The organism is Halorussus sp. AFM4 (genome assembly GCF_051194995.1).
Classification (GTDB): domain Archaea; phylum Halobacteriota; class Halobacteria; order Halobacteriales; family Haladaptataceae; genus Halorussus.
In genome coordinates this window covers 107244-125548 of record NZ_JBNTJT010000004.1, presented here as the reverse complement: position 1 = coordinate 125548, position 18305 = coordinate 107244, and the positions used below count along the sequence as shown (strand labels likewise).

The following is an 18305-nucleotide window of genomic DNA, read 5'->3' as shown; positions in this document are numbered from 1 at the left end:
GCCTCGATACTTCGAGTCATACGCTACAGTCACCCACCGTGAAAATCAAAGTGACGCCACCATCACCTCTATCGCGCATCTAGGACAATCCGCTGCGACCGATACCGAATCATTACCCGCCAATTCGTCAGTTAGAACGCTGAATTAGCCTCTTGCAACGAATCGATTGCTTGCTGCAGATGCCTCCGCAACTCATCACTGAGGCCATCGTCGTCTGCTGATCGCCCGTTCCGCAGGTCACCATCATGCACGCCCGGCTCATCTGTGTTCGACTCAGGCGTTCCCCAAGTTTCAATCCGCCCGAGAGATCCATCCTCTTGATCGGCGACATCGTCGAGCCGTTGCTGCTTGTCCGATTCGTTCTTCGTGGCCTGCGTATCCCGCTTTGGTCGAGAATCGTCAGTCGGTCGCCCGCCCCGACTGAACGCGTCGAGCGGAAAGTCATACGCGTACGCTCGCTTCACCTTGTTGAACGTCGAGCGGCGCGAGATTCCGAGAACGTCCATCACAGCACGCCGATCACACCCGCGGTCGAGTGCGCGTCGGACCTGCTCGTCCTCCATCCGCTGCAACAGTAGTTGCTGATCGTCGGGGATGTGTCCACGAGCGGAATTCTCGATTTGGTCGACGAGCCCCCACTCACCGGTCTCGACATCCTTATCGACGATCTGTCGGTCACGCGACTCAACACGGTTATCCAGGCCCATGAGCACCCAGAGTCGCTCCCGGACCGCCGACACTGACAAGTCCGCCGTCATCCCAGATGCGATGTCACCGGTCCGCGTCGGTCCGTGTGTCGCTAAGTACTGTAACACCTCGACGTCCTGCGGGAGGAGGACGCTCCGATCCGCTTCCGTAATCGTCACCGGCGAGTCACCCGGCGTCGCCTGTTGATGCAGCCAACTGTGGCACGGCCGACACAGCAACGTCAAGTTCTCCATATCGTGCTCGTCCATTCCGTCCGGATCGCGTTCGATATGGTGGACGTGCAGGGTCGCCAACCCGCCTTTCTCCGGGCCGCGCCGCCCACACGACTGGCACCGATGCTTGTACTCCGCCAAGACATCCTGCCGCGTGTCCGGATCAACTGTCTCATGACACTCACAGTGCCCCGGCCGATCAGCCCCACTACTGTCCGTTCGTTCACTGCTCGATTCACCATGTCGTCGTGGCTCAGTCTCTGCCATGCGTCGTACTCACGTTGATTGATTACTCGTCGTCGATCCAGGTGTGGAGTGGTGTATCGCTTCAATCCGCAGTTTTTCAGGTAACTTTGCTACCGGAACCAAGGTCAACCCAGTTCCCGCGAAGATCTGAGCCTCCTCAGCAGCTCTCCTGATCTTGGGACGAGATGAGTCGGAGTCACGTCACACCTCTCTGGTCGGGGTAAGCGACTTCACTTGGAACTCCGACTTGCTACAGTACCGTTCAGCGACGCGACCAAGCTCTCGCGTTCGCAGCACGTCCGCAACATTGTGCTGTACTAACTCCGCGAACCAGCCGTTCCCGAACGCGGCAACGGCAGCATCACTCCCATCGAACGGATCTAAGTCACGGTACTCACCATCGCACAACAGGTTGTATGCGCTGCCCAGATCTTGCCTGTCGTCGCCGTCCACGGTCGTATTGAATCTATTACTGACCAGCGGCATCACGTCCGCGTACGGGATGTCCACGAACGGCCACGGCAGGTCGAGTTTCGCGTACCGCGTGCGGAGGAACGGGACGTCGAACCCGCCGTTCCACCGCTCACCGTTGTACGCGACTAGTAACACGTCCGAGCCGCTGAGTCGCTCCTCAACGAACCCCGTCACAGCCGCGAGCAACTCCTGCTCGGACATGTACGTCGAGACATCCACGTGCACCGGCACCTGCTCTTGCACCGACGCTTGAACGCCTCGCGCCGGGCGATCCCGGGTCTGCAGGAACACCTGTACGCCCATCGGCACCGCGAACCCAAGCACCGTCGCCTCGTCGTCGACGCCGAACCCAGTCGTCTCGATATCGAACGCCACCTGCTCCAACACCACTACACTTCACCCCCGGCTCGCGCAGCGCGACGCTCGGGAACACGGTCCTCGCCCGGCGGGCGGACACGGAACTCGCCGAACCCGAACCGAGAATGCGTCCCAACCCGCAGCACGCCATTCAGCGCCGTCGCCACCGGGTCATCACCAGCATACGCGACGACCTGCCCGTGGTCCACCACCCTCACCGCGTACGACTCCGACCCATCAACGAGCCGCGTCTCCCGGCGACGCAACCCGCCCGTCGAACCAGGAGGATTCCCGTCCATGTCGACACGCCACCACCACGGGATGTCTTGAGCGTCGCCACTCGGATGCTCAGTATCGAGCACGTACGGCGTCACGAGTTCGATCTGACACGCCTCACCGTCCTCCTGCACTGCCTCCAGTCGAGAGAAATCCAGCGCATCCAGTTCAACGACTTGCGTGTCGACGAGCGACAACTCGCCAAACCCGTAGTTCCGCGCACCGCCGACCTGCAGTTCGTCAAGCACATCCTCATCAACCGGGACCACACCATCGTCACCCGGCCCAGTGTGCAGGTAGCACTGGACGTACCACGACACCGACCGCTTCGACTTATGCGTGTGCGACGGCCGTCCGAACCAACACGTCGGCGCGAACGCCACTCGATTACCGTGCATCTGAATGTCGAACACGTTATGCGCATCTCGCGGCCGTGAGTCCAGCAACCACCGCTGCGCCGCATCCCGATACACGAACAAGTCCGCGTACCGCTCGACCTCAGGCAGCGACTGCCCGAGCTTCCCCGCATACCCGTCTTGCGACGCTTCGTCCGGGTACTCACCGTATTCACCGGGCACGAACACACCGTGACTCACCTGGAGCGCCCGGCGCGTCTCCGCATCGACACGACGCGCCAACGCGTTGAACAATGCGTTCCCAGTGGCGAAATACGGGTGCCCCAAGTACTGCTCGTCGAGTTCGAACAGCACCTGCTGGATTCGCGTCACGCCACCACCCCCTCATTTCCACTGCGAGGAGCACAGGCATCTCGGCCCGCATGCATAGAACGGTCACGCGCCACGCGACTCACCTCCAGTCGCGCCGCCAGTCCCATCACTGGCCGCTGGTCCGAGCGCGGCGACGTACTCCTCGATGTACTGCAGCGCCACCGACCACGACCGGATCCGTCGCAGCTGCGCATCTAACACCCGCCACCGCCGCTCCCGATTCACGTCGAATGGGAGTTCTTGGAGGCGCGCCCACACCTCCGCGAATGACCGCGTCGGTACGTCACCAAGCCGCGCAGCCGGCCGCCCATCCGGATCACTCGTCACGTGCAGATCGAATCCCGGCAGCGACAGCACCGTCCGATGCGGAATAACGTCGGCGTCGTCGCCGCGGCTCACTGCGAGGAACAGGTCATCGAACGCTGCCCCCGCCCGGTAATTGTCCAGCAACGCCGCCGTCAGCAGCGTGTGGTACTTCAAACTCGTGTATGGGTAGTACGGCGATTCCGAGAACAACGCCGGCACCGCCGCATCCAGCCACGCCGCGTGCAGCTCCTCTGGGTCCTCGATGCTGATCACGTCGTACAGCGCCAGGCCGATGTCCCCAACCGGCTCAATCGGCTCTCCACTGTTCCCAGTCAGTAGCGACACGCGCAGCCACGACTCGTGATTATCCACCGTCTGCTCCGGCGAACCTCGCGGCCGACTCAACACCGCCGCATCTCCATCCGCACCCAACGGCACATCCTGATTCACCGAGAGTCCACGAAACATCTCCGCAGCGTCCTCGTGCGACCGCATCCGCGCTTTATGCACATCGTGCCGATACACCGCGACCATCGGGTCCACTCCCTTCTCGTCGCCCTCTGACCCGGACGATGCTTCACCAGCGCCGTCCTCTTTCGCTACGGAGGGGCGGATCGACTCCGACGGCGGCTGCAGTGACTCGTCACCTTGGTCGGTCACGCCGACTCACCCCCGCTGACCGCATTCGGCGCTTCGAGGTCGCTGTCTCGTTTAGCGAGTCGCGCCTGCAACGCCCGCACGAATGCCGGCCGACACTCAGACGCCCACACCTCGTCTTTCCGGTCCATCTCACTCGTCCCTGCCTTCGAACGGTTGAACACGCGCTTCACCTCCGACTCAGAGTACAACGGATTGACCACCCACGGGTCCGCGATCCCGGCCCCGAAGTTCCGCGCTCCGCCGATCTGGAACGCGAACTCATCACTGTGCGCATCCAGGAACGATACCGCTTCCAGCAGGAGCCCGACGAACTCCGGCTTCACCTCTCGGAGTGTGAGCTTCCACGTTCCCTCAACATTCCCGAGTAGATTCCGGTCCGACTGGCGAAGCGTTTGCCCACCGTCCGCTTCGTTCCGCGACCGGAGCTGGTTACTCACCCGCCGGTAATGCGCCTCCGCATCACCATCCAGCACGTCCACATGCGTCCGAATCGGCGAGAACGACACCGGCCGACGCAGCAACTTCCCCGGCTGATCACCGAACCCACCGAACAGGTCGTACACCACGCACCCGTCATCGTGCTCCTCAGTACAGCTGCCCTTCTCGTGATATCCCGAATCGAGATCACGCTCGTACACGTCCCCACGCCGGTAATTCCCATCCGGCTCCCCCGGATGACACGCCGTCGCACCAGCAATCTGCAGTACCTCCTCGCAGCCGTGCCGCAGCCACCCCGACAGCGTGAACGGTGAAATCTGTCCCTCAATCTGATTCATCGGATCCTCCGGCTCGTACCGATCCGCCGACGCATGATGCCGATCCGTCACCACACCATCCCCCGGCGCAAGCAGATCGATTTCAAGGCCGACATACACGTCCGAGAACAGCAGATCATCCTCCGCAACCGATAGATCAGCTAACTCGAAGCCGTCTACCATCGTTACGCCACCTCCGCCTGGCGAAGCACCGCCCGACGCTCCAACGCCGACTCAGCAACCGGGCACTCAGTCACGTCTTCAACCGTCACACTCGGAACACCAACCGCCGCTGTCGTCTCACGCGGCGACAAGCTCTCGACAGCAGGTTCAAGCACCACCGGCCATTCGCGCTGGTACGCCTGATCAATACACCGCCCAACACGACCTGACACAACCGCTTCACAAACACCCAGCGTCGCCATCGACTCAAGGGATAGCGGATGGTCTACACAGCGCACCTGCCCGGCCACCCACACCGAATGCGGACACGGCCGTAACACGTACGCAACCACCCGCTCACCCGCCCGCAAACGCTCCCCACAGACCTGACAAAGTTGTTTTATTTGTTTTATATCTTCAACTAGGTCTCTGTCGACACGCTCTTGATTCGTCGTTGCGATTTCTTTCATGGGTTCTCTCATATTCCGCGGGAACCCGGTCCGAGTGTCCCTAGCACTCGGGCGTTTTCGCGATCCCTACGCCCCTTGGGCCCGGGGTTCCACACCATCTCCTATGCTGTGTAATGGAATAAGTGTTTTCCATCTCCTATGTAGGTGATGGTCGCTCTAATCAAACCCATCATCTACATAGGAAGCGTACACGAACGAACGATTGTGCCGGGAAAAGACCGTGAGGAAGATACCGGAAAATATTCGACTAGTTACCCGGACTCTGATTTTCTTAATGCTATTCAGGACCTTGACGGACTAGCTGGTACTTCCGAGATAGCCGAGGAAGTCGGTTGTACACGACGAACCGCTTATACCCGACTCAAGTCGATTGAAGAGGATGATCAAGTAGTAAGTCGGAAGATCGGCAACTCGTTAGTCTGGAGCCTCCCAGAATAGGAGAGTGGGGCTTCCTTTGCCTGATAATGCAGGTGAAGAGTCTCCTACGAAACTTTCTCCGACAATTCAAGAACAGGAATCAGTTTTGGACTCTCATCTCCATACCGGACTTCGTTATTCTGGAAGTCGAAACGGATTGATTCACCCATATAGGAAGAGCGCTCGATCTGGGATAGTGCATCGAGGTCACCAAGTTTCCAGCAAACGAACCGGTCAATGTGAGTCAGCGGTGATTCGTCTGCAAAGAAATCGCTGAGCTTGACTTGTAGTGACGCATTCTCTAACCCGTTTTCTGTATCGAGAATCGCGTTCACTTCGTCGTCCATCTGGAAGTCAGCTATCTTGACTGTCTCCGGCGCTCCATTAGCGCTGTATCGTTCCAGCATAGCAATCACTTCTGCTGCATTCGACGGGGAGAGACCACCCTGCTCTTCCGTTCGCTTTCGGCGTTCTTCGAGGGTGCTCTCTTGAGATCGGATACTCCGTTTCTTATCCTCCAACTTGCGCCGCTCAATGTACTTCTGGTACCAAGAGTCCTGGCACACTTTGGTCATAAACCGATCTAGCTCATCTGTGATCGCTTGATAAACGTCGCCGGATTTGTTGCGGATCTTCTCACGGTTAGCAGAAAGTTCGAGTTCCTGGCAGTTGGCGACGAAGAAGAAATGGAAGAACTCGTTGTCAGCACCGATTGCATCGTTGTACCGTTCGACCTTGATATGGTCTTTCGCTAGCCAGATGCCGAATTGAGCGGAGTGCTTGCCGTACGTCGGTAACTCGTTCCTGGCTTCCTTTCCGCCTACCATCCCCACGACTTCAATCGTCAACTCATGGCCATCATCAAGAGCTACGGTCAATTCTCTGGGAGGGTAGTGTTTGCACATCTTCTCAGCGACGAGTTCACCATCGGGATCCCGGTTTTCAGGAGAGAACTCCAGACGATTATCGGTCTGGATTTGATCCCGTGTATCGTCGATTGTAGAAGAGAGCTCGACGGTGATATCCATACGATGGAAATCGTCGGTGAAGTGCCAAGCGGTCGATCCACCGATAGTCTTCCATTTGATGTAGTGCTCAATCTTGTTGTAGGTGAGCTTCTGAGGGTCAAACCCTTGCCCTGCCCTGAATCCATGTACTTCGATCCGGGTTCGTGATGGTTCGTCAGAGCTCGCTTTTTCGATGGAATACGTCGGTAACTCCCGGTTGTTAAGCTTCGCCCACGGCTGATTCATTACTGATTCAATCCGTGTACCGTCCTTGACCGTCTCCACACGGATCTCATCGCTCTTGTAGTAGATTTTAGTACCGTGTCCCTTGTATCCGATTGCGTCGTCCTTGTTGGAGTTACCGAGGTCGAAGAACGACGATAGATCGTCTTCGTCCATCCCGTGACCGTCGTCCTCGATAACGAGGGTGTTTCGACCCTCCTCATCCTGTTCAATTTTGATATCGACTTGCGTAGCGTCGGCGTCGTACGAGTTTGATAGCGCTTCTCTGATGACCTCCAAGGGGTCTTCAAAGTCGCTAGCTATCTCGATGAACTCGTTGACCTCGTTGACTTGTGGTGTCTTATGCATAGGTTGTGTCTGTTTCCTCGAAGTATGGGTTAATTCGTTCGTTGATTAGCTGGTAGGCGAACTTCCGGAAGCCTTTCTGATCCTTCACGGCCTCCTCCAGATACTCAGCCACCCGTTCTTTGTCTCCCTCAGCGATCAATTGGCGGAACTTGCGAAGCTCCCGTTGCTGAACTGCGAGATTATGCGCTGCCACCGAGCCGAGGATATCCTTCTGATACAGGTCCTCCATCTCGTTCCGCATGCGTGCTCGGTGGAAGTCGTCGTTACAGACGCGGCATTCACAGAAGTCGAAGTTAGCTTCATCAATCGGAATAGTCTCGAACAGGTTGACGCAATACTTCCCGTTGATCGCTTGGTGTAGGTAGGAGGCAGAATCGAAAGTATCGGCCCCCACAGCAACGAGTAGCGGCATTGCGTTACCCGATATTCCTAATACGTGTAGAGGGAGATCGTCATACCCTCGCTGTTGCATCTCCCGCTTACAGTCGGATACTGCTTCGACGAGAACCTCAACGTTGTCTTTTCGCGGAACGAGGCTACCCAACGCAATCCCGTCGAACGCTTCGGGGATTGGTTCTGCGAGTTCGTCTTCAATGAGGTCGAAGGAGCGTTCGAGCATCGCTTCATAATAGCCATGCACCGTGAGGTAGCAGGCCCCGTCAACCTCGTCACGACGCTCTGCGAAGCGGGCAGCGTTGGCGGCTGTCTGCTCCATTTTTTCGATTCGCTCCTCGAACTCGTCATCCGGATGGATCGGGTGATCCAGGTTGACCACGATGTCTGGTCCTAGAGCCAGCTGTATATCCAGCGCCTTGTCCTGGTCGATGTCCTTCTCGAAGTCCTTACCTTCTAGACCACCTTGCTTCAGGATTTTGTAGCCGCCGGAGTCTGCGAAGATCATCCCGTCATAGTCGCTGAAACACTCCCACTCGCGGATTTCGTTGTCGAGATACCATTCCAGTTTCTTCTCTCGAATGCCGTAGTCGGCCAGAGAGGAGATCGAAGTCATCACACCGTGGAAGAGGTCACTGTAGTCTTCACCACCGGTGACTTCGTTGTCGTGAGCGAGGAACTCCTTGACAGTACGGTGGACACCGCCACCAAATAGAGCACCCTCGTTGCCGCCGGCGTAGAAGTTGATCACCGGGAACAGGTGCGGGGTTTCCAGGGTACGGTCGTTAATCTGGAGCTGGCCACGTCGTGCCTCGCCTGCCTCCGCAACAACATCGAATGAGACCATACTGTCAGTCACCGTGCACTGGAATGGAACGGCCGCTGGAAACCAAGTGCTTCAGCCGCTTTCCTTTCATTCCGATACCGGTACCTTCGATGTAGTCAACGGGTACATCAACGGCAGATTCAACCCCATCGATAGCGGGAAGATAGTCCTTTCCAAGATTGATCCATACCTTGTCATACTCGTTAGTAGTGACTTTGCTGGCAATAGCGCTGACGACTTGGTCGTTCAGTTCGTCAGCGCGTTCTGTGTCCATCCGACGGTCATAGTATCCGATTTCCTGATCAGGTTCTACAACCCCGTGCTCCGCAGATATAATCATAATGTCAATTTCGGACTGAAATCGACCCGTCCGCAATGCCTTTTTTATGATCCTGAAGAAGTATCCATCGTACAAATCGAGAGCAGGAACCGGTGTATCCACCTGTTCCTTCGTTGCAGAACACGATTGGACTAATAACGACGCCATATACTCTGCTGATCGCATGAGGAGACCTTAGTTCTTGGGGAAAACCACTAGACATCTGCAGGATGGTCGATTACGTATTACCGTGAACTGGTAAATCGGCCAACGAGCTCGTCGATATTTTCACTGCGGAAGTGCTCGGTTAACTGGAGCGCTCGCGGGTCGGACGGATATATCTCGCCGCGACCGTACTGGGTAAACGCTTTGTCAATCGCCTGGCGGTAGGCTTTGTTGGTCGTATAGGCCAAGATATGGTCGAATTTCTCACCGTATTGGTTCAGGTACTGTGCGAGCCGATTCGCAACGAGTTCAACCTGGTCGTTATCGGCAGTGGTCAATACGTACTCGTAGCTCATCACCGGGTCAGCCTCCTCGAAGTCCTCAGGTACTGGTCCATATAGCCCAGAGATGGACACCTTATGATATCGCTCACGGTAGTCCTCAAGACGGGAGATGACAGCCTGATGTGTCCGTGACTCCGAATACGGCTTCTCCTGGCTACAGGGTAGAATCAGCAGTACGTCTGCCTCGCTCGGCGGCTGATAATCGTTGCGTTGGAGAATGTCAAAGTCATTTGGCCCGTGCTTCAACGATATGGTCCGTTTCTTCCGTGTCGTGTCCTCGACCCCTTCGAGGAAGCTAGATAGCTTGGTCTGGAACGTCTCGTCATCCGGTCCAGCAACTAACCCTTCACAACCAATGTCTGCAAGCTGTTCACGGAGTTCAGGATTGTGTAGTTGAGCCCGCTTCAACCCCTTCTCTACGATATTCTTTCCCTGAGCGAAGTTGGCAACACGTTCGAGTAAACGCCCCTCGTCAATGGCGTTACGAACTTGTTGCATCTGGCGGCTGTACAGCTCGAAGTTATGATGAGCTATCTGCGCGTAGTATTCGCTCTTGAAATGAGTACCGTGTTCACCTTCGATGGGCTTGTTACTGACCTCGGATTCCAGCAGGGCGTGTCGCATATCGTCTAAGTGGATGTTCTGACAGGCCTGGCAGTCACAGGGCCAGTCATCCCAATCATCAATCTGATCCAGGCTAATCCGTTGCCAGGTGTCTGGGTGGATGAATTTCTTGTTCCGGGCTGCGTACTGATAGCTTCTCGAATCGAACGTATCTACCCCAAGGAGAGATAGTAGAGGACACAGCCTTCCACTTATGCCGAAGACGTGGAATGCGATTTCGTCGTAACGGTCCTCGGGTATCGCGTCTCTTGCCCCTTGGACGATATCGACCAAGGTGTCAGGGGAGCTACTGAGAGGGACGAGCGAACCGAGTGCGAACCCCTCGAAGGCTTCATCAAGTTCATCGGCTCGGTCCAGAAATTGACTGACATACCAGTTGATATCCTCGTAGTTGTGGCCGTGTATGGCCACATACATCGACGGCGTCTCCTCCAGTTCGCGTTCGTCGAGCAACTGGAGAGTCTCAACCGCGTTATCGATACTCTTCTCCATCCGTTCAGTGGTTTCTTCCTTATTCAGGTTCTGCGGAATCGGAAAGTCCAACGTGGCAATGATATCCGCGCCGTAGTCAAGCTGCAAGTCCAAGATGCTCTCTGGATTCGTGTAGATATCCCAGTCGTTCTCACTACCGCCTTCACCAGGCGTCTGTCCGAACTTCGTCGAGTTCATCAGCTTAAATCCGCCCGAGTCGATAAATAGCGGTTGATCAAACCCTGGTTCAACGTCACTCTCCTCGAAATGCTGTTTGAGCGGCTTTTCACGCCACTCCTCCAAATTGTCGGGGGTGAGATTGTAGTCGAGAAACGACATCGCTTGAAACATAATCCCCTGGACGCTGTCACTCTCGAAGAGGTGGCGACGGGTATACCGCCAGATACCACCGGATTCTGTTGTCGTTCCTCCAATTAGGTTTACCACAGGCAGAAGTTCGGGCGTCTGGATACGGCCGGCAGGCGTGTCTATTTCGCCTCGACGGCCATATGTAGCCTTTCCAAGAGTCCTGAATGCCGACATCAAATGACCTGTGTAGTAACTCTATCGTTGCCCTCAATTAACTTCTCGTTCTCAAAATCGTCACATCTCCGACTCATTTCCGAAGTTACCATAACTTTCGGCAAGTGGTTCAAAGTTAAGTATGCCTCAGATAATATTGCAGTATGGCCCAGGACCTATATGAAGAGCACTCCTTCACATCGGAGGATCTCTCCGAGACTGAGCGAACCTTACACGTCGGACGTGAGCGGCCGATTCGCCTGAGTACAGGACACCGGATTCTACACCATGACGGCAAGTGCAGCCGTCCTCATGGGCATAACTACAAAATCAGCGTCTCGATAACTGGCACCCTGACCAGCGAAGGATGGGTCATCGACAAGGGAGACGTCACTTCTGTATTATCTGAGTGGGATCACCGATTTCTCGTGGAGAAGGGCGATCCACTGATCGAGGCTTTTGAGGCCAGCGGCGACGGCGATGCCCTAATCGTGCTCGACCAGCCCCCGACAGCCGAGGTGATGGGAATCGTTCTTGAACGACGGCTGGAGGAAACATTGCCGGAGACCGTCAGTAATGTCGCAGTTGAGGTTCGAGAGACCGGTGAGCTCGCTGCCGGGGAGGCCCTATAGAGCAATGCCGGTGAATTCGGATGTTCCAACGGTTGAGGAGGGTTCTACTGGCACAGAAACGAAGGACGGGCTGCCAGTGAATGAATTGTTCTACTCGTTACAAGGCGAGGGGAAGATCGCCGGGATGCCGAGCGTGTTCGTTCGGACGAGTGGTTGCAATCTCCGGTGCTGGTTCTGTGACTCGTTCCATACCAGCTGGGAGCCGACCCACGCCTGGCTCGATATCGATGCCGTCATCGACCGTGTCACCGATTATGAGAAAGCAAACCATGTCGTCGTGACCGGCGGCGAACCATTGCTCCACGATGAGACTACCGAGCTGTTAGATCGCCTCAGCGATGCAGGCTACCATACTACCGTCGAAACCAACGGTACGATCTATCACGATACTTCCATCGATCTAGTGAGTATCAGCCCCAAATTAGCGAGCAGCACCCCGACCGCGGCAAAGGACCCGCAAGGTGATGGAGAATGGGCTGATCGGCACGATGATCGACGGATCGACATAAACACTCTCTGCCAGCTCGTTGAGGGCTATGATTTCCAACTGAAATTTGTAGTTACAGATAGAGATGATGTGCCCGAGATCAACCGGTTAGTTGATCAACTCCGGGATGCCGCAGATACGGCGATTCGGGATTCAGACGTGTTGTTGATGCCGGAGGGTTCGACCCGTGAACGATTATCGGAAACCCGTGAACTGACTGCGGAGGTAGCGATGGAGTACGGATATCAATACACGCCTCGACTTCACGTTGACCTCTGGAACGACGCACCCGAAACATAGTATCAAATTATACAGCCATGACGACTACTCAAGGAGATAGCACGGATAGCGCGGTTGTCCTTGTATCGGGCGGGATGGATAGTGCGACTGCAGCATTTGAGGCGAAGCACAGGGGATATGACTTGTACTTCCTCCACACGACCTACGGCCAACAAACAGCGGACAAAGAGTCAGAGTGCGCCCGAGAATTGGCCGACTATATGGATATCGCTGACTTTCTTCACATCGAAACAGACCACTTAGCCCGGATCGGTGCTTCCAGCCTTACTGACGAGAACATAGATGTGGAAGAAGTCGATCTCGATAGCGATGAGATACCGTCAAGCTACGTTCCGTTCCGGAACTCGAACCTGCTATCAATGGCCACGTCGTATGCTGAAGCAAACGACTGTGGGGCCATCTTTATTGGTGCACACAGCGAGGACTACTCCGGTTACCCGGATTGTCGCCCGGAATTCTTTGATGCGTTCCAACAGGTCATAGATATCGGGACGAAACCAGAGACGCCAATCGATTTGGTGGCACCGTTCGTGGATTGGACGAAAACAGAGATCGCGGAGCGTGGTCTAGATCTCGATGTTCCGTACGAGCTCACGTGGAGCTGTTACCGCAATGAGGAACCAGCCTGTGGTACTTGCGATGCATGTGCCTACCGACTCAAGGCATTCCAAGACGTAGGAATGAAGGATCCGATCAGATATCGAGAGCGCCCTAGCTACAGTGACTGATAAGACGTGGGGCCAATAGAGGGACAAACGATTCTTGTTGGTGTGTCCTAATGCTCACATTATGGGCGAGTTTGCGGACGAAGTCGTTCATCGGTTGAAAGACCACCTAGCACAGTTCTCCTCATCTTATGCGTGGGAAACGGAGTACCCTATTGCACAAACACCGATTGACATCGTAGGAATCGATGGTGATCGGTACGTTTTAATCGAACTCGAATGGCGTCGAGCTGACCCGGCCGACAACGCCGCGAAGATTTTTCGCCACCTCAGTACGAGGGAGATTCCAGCTGACCAAGTTAGAATTCTGCAGTTATTCACCAATCATTACGATCTCATCTCTGGCGGCGTCTCGTCCAAGCGAAAAAACGCGGAGTTCGTAGGAGAAACTGCAGCGGAGTTACTGGAGCATCTCACCTACCACCCGATTAATTTTGAAATAGATCCGCCTAAATCAGGAGAAGACCGGCCTCCGCAATGGGAAGACATCACAGATTCGACAGCTAAGAAGCTCGCATCAGTAATTAACCATCCTTGATCTGCAGGTATTCTCTTCGCCGTTGCCGCTGTTCTCCGAGGTATCAAAGCCCTAGCTCTGTATCTAAGTATGTGCTAACGCTTCCGTACTCATTCTCCATAATTTCACAGAGCTCACGGTTGACTGTCAGACCGCTGTGAGTGATATTTGCAGATCCTACGTACACTAGTTCGGGACCCACGACCGCTTTCGCATGTAGATCATCTACGGTAGTCATCGAGGTGTTTTCCATACGAGAGACGAGAGAGCGCATGTAGTCGTTGTGTTGTTCGCCGGTGCGAACGTAGAAATCGACATCCGTGTTCAACTCTCTAATCGCCGCGGACAGGGAAAGTCGGCGGCTCGATAATTTATCGGTGAGTGGAAAGCGCAGTTCCACATCGCTGAGCCAGGGCGAACAAATCGCCACACGTTGGGCGTGAACGAGAGAGTACCCAATAAAGTACGAGAGCCCACTAGAGGGTAAAGAAAACGCTCGTACCATCGATCTCACCTCCTGGAAGCATCTCTCGGTCGATCATTTGCGACGTGACATCTTCGGACGGAACTCTTTCGATCAGTTTCTCTCGGAGGCGTTCGAGCAAGACATAGCTCAAGCTCTCCGACTGGTCGTGTGCCGATATGCACTCCGCTAAGTGTAGATTCTCGACACAACCGTCGATATCCGGAGAGAAAAACAGGGATTTCACCCGATCAAGGTCTCCAATATCGTGTGGCATTTTTCTGACCGCATCAGCAGGGAATTCATTGTTGCCCGCTACCTGCTCTTTTGAGACGGTCTGTTTGATTCGGTATGCCGTTTCGGTCGAGATGCCTTCCTCACTCGAAAGCTGCCTAGCTCGATCAATCGAGGAGAGTACTTCATCCACGATCAGATCGACGATATCGGGGAAAATCGGAGTTTCATCCATATCACGGACGACTTCTCGAACGGTGTGTTCGTCTGGGTTTTCCGGTATTCGTTCCACGAAGTCCTCTGATGCCCAAAGCCTCTCATTGATGACCTGTGGATTATAGCAGATATGGGTCAGCGCATTTAGTGCCGTACCCGGATCGGTCTGGAGGTCTTCGTAAACCAGATCAACGATGCCTTGGCCACCCTGAGACCGCTCGAACACATATACCTCGTCGGCTTCGTGATCAATCCCGTAGAAGAGCATACTTGGATTGACTCCGCCAATATCGGCGACCAACTGGGTGAAACAGTGCGCCGCTGTATGCCGAGCTACCTCGTTGAGAGATAGCTCATTCAGCGACTTATAGCGACGTACCCGTTTCTTAGTCTCTTCGTCAATGTCGGACGCGTAGTCGTCTAGGTCGAAAATCAACCCTCGGGTATCGAGCGAGAAACCCAAGGGCCGATTCCCGGTAGTGATCTCCTGAGAAATCCGATCCTCGCCGGTGAATATGAACTCATTTTCTTCACCAACGGGTCGTGCCGGTGTGATTTCGAGAGATACTCCCGTGAGAGTCACTTTCCCGGTAATGTCAGCGAGGGTTGCTCTCCCCCGTGTCGCTTCCTCTTGACGCCCTTCAAGTTTAGTCTCTACTTCCGGGTTAGAATGGATTTTTCCGAACGCCCTATCGTTATGACGTAAGCACCGATCCTCTTTAAGAATCTGGAAACACTCGGGACAGTACCTGACGATATTCAGAGCGCGACCGCCGCTGAGATCTTCTATATCGTCAAGAGTGATAGAGTCCGGAGTAATCATACCGTCGCGCCGGTCACCGGGGACGTCCTCAAAGGAGAATCTGACCCCGTCATCATCAGCAATGGTTTCGGGTAGGTAGGCTTGCAAATGACCTGCCTCTTGTTGATACTCGCTACGGTACGGAGCATAGGTCTGAACGAGTTTGTCTATAGACTGTTCGTCGCCATTCTCATCGTCCTCCCCATAGAACACCGTGAAGTACTTCCCAGCGTCTTGGAAGTAGTTCGGGGGGACGTACCAGACAGTGCCTTCAAGCGAACGGTCGTCAACTTTCAGGAACCGGTCATAATAATACGCCCCTCGAAGGAGATGCTTGACGTAGTACAGGCTCTTATCGTTCTGTTCAATAGAGTTGTATTCGTCGAGCTGAGTCAGCGTCTGTCTGAGATAGTAGATCTGTTTACGCTTCGTTGCCGTCTTATCGAGCTCCTCGCTTTTAATAGCGCGGCTGGCTGTATCGACGCGGTCAACCACCTGATCAACGGATGTCGGCAGTTCTGGAAGGTTAACAGACTCGTATTCTCGGTCAACGACACGCCGGAGTCTCTCGACGTCACTCGTTATCCCGTAGAGATCAGGGATCAGATCGTCTAATGCTTCAATTTGTTCAGTAGGCGGAGTTTCAGCGAGGTTTGTGACGGAGGTTCGAAGCTCTTCTAGAGTTGATTCCAAGGCATCGAGCTGTGATTTGACCTTCTCTTCGGTACTGACATCGGAATCTTCGATCTCGTCGATTAGCGCTTGTCGCTGACTACAGAATTCCAAGAAATCAGTTCTAATCTCTGAGACTAGAGACCGGGCCAAGTCTTCTCTTTGCATGGACTGCCCAACCTGATCCTCGATGAGATCCGATATTTCGGGCAGTGTCACGTCCTCCCGGAGCTCAGACAGAACCTGATCTACAGTCTCAACCGGCTCCTCTCCATGTAATGCAGGGAGCTGACTCTGACCCACGTCAATTCCGAACTCTCGGCGCAATACAGCTGCAGGTTCCGTGATGAACTCGTAGTACTGTTTGTAGCCCAGGTCTGAACAGAGGAACCGTTCGAGGAACTCTTCCTTCCGGTCAATTGACCCAGAGAACCACTCTTTCGAGACAGCTGTTGATGTTTCGTAGAACTTCTCGAACTGGTCGTGGATCCAGGCAATCACGTGATTATCCGTCTTCAATGGCGTTCGAATCTCAGACCCGAGGAAACGGTCGGCACGATAGAACATATTCGCGTCCTGAGTGAGATCCGAGAGGAATACGACAATGTGTGAGTCGGTGTCTTCCTTCCGCGCTGCTCGTCCCGCACGCTGAATGAATGACGACAGATCCCACGGCGTCCGATACTGCGTGACGATAGTGATCTCACCGACGTCGATCCCGACCTCAAGGAAGCTCGTCGAAAGCAGCAGGTCGCTCTCGGCTGTAGCAGCAGCGTCGAACCCAGCGTCTGAGTAGACAGATTCGAAGCGAAGTGAAGATTCGATGAACTCGCAATCCATCTCCTCAGCTACCCGATCCCAGTTAGAGTAATCGCTACCAGTTCTGTGATACCGCCAGAGTTGGTTTGCTCGATCAGCGTCCTCCAGTTGCGCCCTCTTTTGGTTCACTTGGCTTATACTGTCGATGAATGAGAGGATTTTCCCGCGCTCACCGGTCTCGCTGTTCAAGAGGCTATGTCCAAGCAACATCAACTGCTGGATGGCCATCGATGAGACCCCAGGACCTTCCTCCGACGTTTTGAGGAAGTAGTAGTGCTCCTTGTCCTCGTGGTCCGTTCGGAAATCTGAGTCAGGCGGCGCGACTGATTCAACTCGTCCACTTGGAACGGGAAAGAGATCAGTAGCAAATCGCTGTGGATCATCGACCGTCGCGCTTGAGCCTAGCCAGAGCAGCGAATGGTCTGTTATCGCCTCGATATTTTGTGCTATATTTGCAGTATGTGCTCCTCTGAGCCCGGTGTACAGGTGTACTTCGTCGAATACAATCGTATCGGCCCGGTCAATGATGTTGTAGTTCGGTTTGAGTGAGAATAGCTCCAGAGACTCTAACGTCGTCAGAAGAATGTCCGGCCCAGGCTGATTTTTGATATCAGTCCGATTAAGCAGGATCTCCCGATCAGAGAAGGAGTGTGCATCATTGTTCTCGCAAACCAGGCGGTAAGTCGAACTTCCTCCTTGGTAGGTGAATGAGTGAGTTTCGTCGTCTCCACACCAGCAATCGGCGAGCTTGAATCGACGCGTGCCGTGCTGATTAGCGAAGAATGCGTCTTCCCTTTCAACCTCTGATGACGTATACGGTGTGTTGCTGGTCCATACCCCAACAGAAAGGCTGGTGTCGTGCTCTGTTCTAAGGTTATACAGGTGTTCTAGAATCCGTCCGAGTTGGTCCTGTAGGAGGGCCCGACTCGGATAGACGACGATTGCCAAGTCCTGTTGATCTTCTGCTAACAGCTGATAGAGTGGGCCGAGGAACGCTTCTGTCTTTCCAAAGCCAGTGGGTGCCGAGAAAATCGCGCCACGCGAGTTGTTGGATGACCGTCGATCCGCATCGAGGTCGCGGATCAGTTGCCAGCTTTCGACCTGAAAGTCGAGTGGCTTGAAATCGAAGAGTTCGATGATGTCAGCAACGAACTGATCGTCACCAGTGTATTTACTCGTGGCTCGTCGATCCTGTGGCCTTTGTGTGTACTTGACACCATCCGTGATGTAAGGAGGATTGTCTTGGCCAGCATCAAATATCTGGGTGTTTGAGAGAAAACCGCGAATCAGCGGTCGGATATCATCAGGGATTCGTGAGGCATTCGAGTTCCGATCAAAGTACTTCATGCAGTCGATTTGTTGGAGATGGACACGATGCCGCAATCAATCTTTCCACGAGAGGCGA

The 18305-nt window shown here is 54.7% G+C and carries 15 protein-coding genes; 4 read left to right on the top strand and 11 right to left on the bottom strand.

The genetic code is table 11. The features are described from left to right. Positions 1 to 131: 131 nt before the first annotated feature. The 10 genes from ACQUQF_RS18015 to ACQUQF_RS17970 form a co-directional block, all read right to left on the bottom strand. Positions 132 to 1187: an HNH endonuclease gene (locus ACQUQF_RS18015; protein ID WP_435180517.1), complete on the bottom strand. Its 1056-nt coding sequence runs from the start codon at positions 1185 to 1187 to the stop codon at positions 132 to 134. 180 nt (positions 1188 to 1367) lie between these two features. Continuing rightward, a complete protein-coding gene (locus tag ACQUQF_RS18010; RefSeq protein WP_435180516.1) occupies positions 1368 to 2030 on the bottom strand; it encodes a hypothetical protein in 663 nt (220 codons plus the stop codon). Beyond that, on the bottom strand, positions 2030 to 3001 hold the full coding sequence (locus tag ACQUQF_RS18005) for a hypothetical protein (protein ID WP_435180515.1): 972 nt from the start codon (positions 2999 to 3001) through the stop codon (positions 2030 to 2032). The genes ACQUQF_RS18010 and ACQUQF_RS18005 overlap by 1 nt, the downstream gene beginning before the upstream one ends. A 63-nt stretch (positions 3002 to 3064) precedes the next feature. Further along, positions 3065 to 3841: a hypothetical protein gene (locus ACQUQF_RS18000; RefSeq protein WP_435180948.1), complete on the bottom strand. Its 777-nt coding sequence runs from the start codon at positions 3839 to 3841 to the stop codon at positions 3065 to 3067. Between the two features lie 122 nt (positions 3842 to 3963). After that, on the bottom strand, positions 3964 to 4905 hold the full coding sequence (locus ACQUQF_RS17995) for a hypothetical protein (protein WP_435180514.1): 942 nt from the start codon (positions 4903 to 4905) through the stop codon (positions 3964 to 3966). Between the two features lie 2 nt (positions 4906 to 4907). Beyond that, positions 4908 to 5354: a hypothetical protein gene (locus ACQUQF_RS17990; protein WP_435180513.1), complete on the bottom strand. Its 447-nt coding sequence runs from the start codon at positions 5352 to 5354 to the stop codon at positions 4908 to 4910. Positions 5355 to 5836: 482 nt separating this feature from the next. Beyond that, positions 5837 to 7369, bottom strand: coding sequence for an ATP-binding protein (locus tag ACQUQF_RS17985; protein ID WP_435180512.1), 1533 nt, complete (start codon positions 7367 to 7369; stop codon positions 5837 to 5839). Beyond that, complete coding sequence (locus tag ACQUQF_RS17980) at positions 7362 to 8609, bottom strand: tRNA-guanine transglycosylase (protein ID WP_435180511.1); 1248 nt, start codon at positions 8607 to 8609, stop codon at positions 7362 to 7364. Before ACQUQF_RS17980 ends, ACQUQF_RS17985 begins: the two co-directional genes overlap by 8 nt. Positions 8610 to 8613: 4 nt before the next feature. Then, a complete protein-coding gene (locus ACQUQF_RS17975) occupies positions 8614 to 9075 on the bottom strand; it encodes a DUF6884 domain-containing protein (protein ID WP_435180947.1) in 462 nt (153 codons plus the stop codon). 77 nt (positions 9076 to 9152) lie between these two features. After that, a complete protein-coding gene (locus ACQUQF_RS17970) occupies positions 9153 to 11054 on the bottom strand; it encodes a tRNA-guanine transglycosylase (protein ID WP_435180510.1) in 1902 nt (633 codons plus the stop codon). 143 nt (positions 11055 to 11197) lie between these two features. Between ACQUQF_RS17970 and ACQUQF_RS17965 the strand changes: the two genes are divergently transcribed. The 4 genes from ACQUQF_RS17965 (at position 11198) to ACQUQF_RS17950 (ending at position 13715) form a co-directional block, all read left to right on the top strand. Continuing rightward, on the top strand, positions 11198 to 11665 hold the full coding sequence (locus ACQUQF_RS17965; protein WP_435180509.1) for a 6-pyruvoyl trahydropterin synthase family protein: 468 nt from the start codon (positions 11198 to 11200) through the stop codon (positions 11663 to 11665). A 4-nt stretch (positions 11666 to 11669) separates the two neighbouring features. After that, positions 11670 to 12452 carry a 7-carboxy-7-deazaguanine synthase QueE gene (locus tag ACQUQF_RS17960; RefSeq protein ID WP_435180508.1) on the top strand — a complete coding sequence of 261 codons (783 nt, stop codon included), beginning with the start codon at positions 11670 to 11672 and terminating at the stop codon, positions 12450 to 12452. Positions 12453 to 12469: 17 nt separating this feature from the next. Continuing rightward, positions 12470 to 13180: a 7-cyano-7-deazaguanine synthase QueC gene (queC, locus tag ACQUQF_RS17955; RefSeq protein WP_435180507.1), complete on the top strand. Its 711-nt coding sequence runs from the start codon at positions 12470 to 12472 to the stop codon at positions 13178 to 13180. A 61-nt stretch (positions 13181 to 13241) separates the two neighbouring features. Further along, a complete protein-coding gene (locus tag ACQUQF_RS17950) occupies positions 13242 to 13715 on the top strand; it encodes a hypothetical protein (protein ID WP_435180506.1) in 474 nt (157 codons plus the stop codon). A gap of 455 nt (positions 13716 to 14170) precedes the next feature. Here the strand turns inward: ACQUQF_RS17950 and ACQUQF_RS17945 are convergent, their stop codons facing one another. Further along, positions 14171 to 18247 (bottom strand): DEAD/DEAH box helicase, encoded by a 4077-nt coding sequence (locus ACQUQF_RS17945; RefSeq protein WP_435180505.1) that lies wholly within the window; start codon positions 18245 to 18247, stop codon positions 14171 to 14173. Positions 18248 to 18305: the final 58 nt, after the last annotated feature.

What these genes read in the sequence shown, in the direction of transcription:
- ACQUQF_RS18015 (WP_435180517.1), bottom strand. Translation starts at nt 1,187, where the DNA reads ATGGCAGAGACTGAGCCACGACGACATGGTGAATCGAGCAGTGAACGA.
- ACQUQF_RS18000 (WP_435180948.1), bottom strand. Translation starts at nt 3,841, where the DNA reads ATGGTCGCGGTGTATCGGCACGATGTGCATAAAGCGCGGATGCGGTCG.
- ACQUQF_RS17995 (WP_435180514.1), bottom strand. Translation starts at nt 4,905, where the DNA reads ATGGTAGACGGCTTCGAGTTAGCTGATCTATCGGTTGCGGAGGATGAT.
- ACQUQF_RS17990 (WP_435180513.1), bottom strand. Translation starts at nt 5,354, where the DNA reads ATGAAAGAAATCGCAACGACGAATCAAGAGCGTGTCGACAGAGACCTA.
- ACQUQF_RS17985 (WP_435180512.1), bottom strand. Translation starts at nt 7,369, where the DNA reads ATGCATAAGACACCACAAGTCAACGAGGTCAACGAGTTCATCGAGATA.
- ACQUQF_RS17980 (WP_435180511.1), bottom strand. Translation starts at nt 8,609, where the DNA reads ATGGTCTCATTCGATGTTGTTGCGGAGGCAGGCGAGGCACGACGTGGC.
- ACQUQF_RS17975 (WP_435180947.1), bottom strand. Translation starts at nt 9,075, where the DNA reads ATGGCGTCGTTATTAGTCCAATCGTGTTCTGCAACGAAGGAACAGGTG.
- ACQUQF_RS17970 (WP_435180510.1), bottom strand. Translation starts at nt 11,054, where the DNA reads ATGTCGGCATTCAGGACTCTTGGAAAGGCTACATATGGCCGTCGAGGC.
- ACQUQF_RS17965 (WP_435180509.1), top strand. Translation starts at nt 11,198, where the DNA reads ATGGCCCAGGACCTATATGAAGAGCACTCCTTCACATCGGAGGATCTC.
- ACQUQF_RS17960 (WP_435180508.1), top strand. Translation starts at nt 11,670, where the DNA reads ATGCCGGTGAATTCGGATGTTCCAACGGTTGAGGAGGGTTCTACTGGC.
- queC (WP_435180507.1), top strand. Translation starts at nt 12,470, where the DNA reads ATGACGACTACTCAAGGAGATAGCACGGATAGCGCGGTTGTCCTTGTA.
- ACQUQF_RS17950 (WP_435180506.1), top strand. Translation starts at nt 13,242, where the DNA reads ATGGGCGAGTTTGCGGACGAAGTCGTTCATCGGTTGAAAGACCACCTA.
- ACQUQF_RS17945 (WP_435180505.1), bottom strand. Translation starts at nt 18,247, where the DNA reads ATGAAGTACTTTGATCGGAACTCGAATGCCTCACGAATCCCTGATGAT.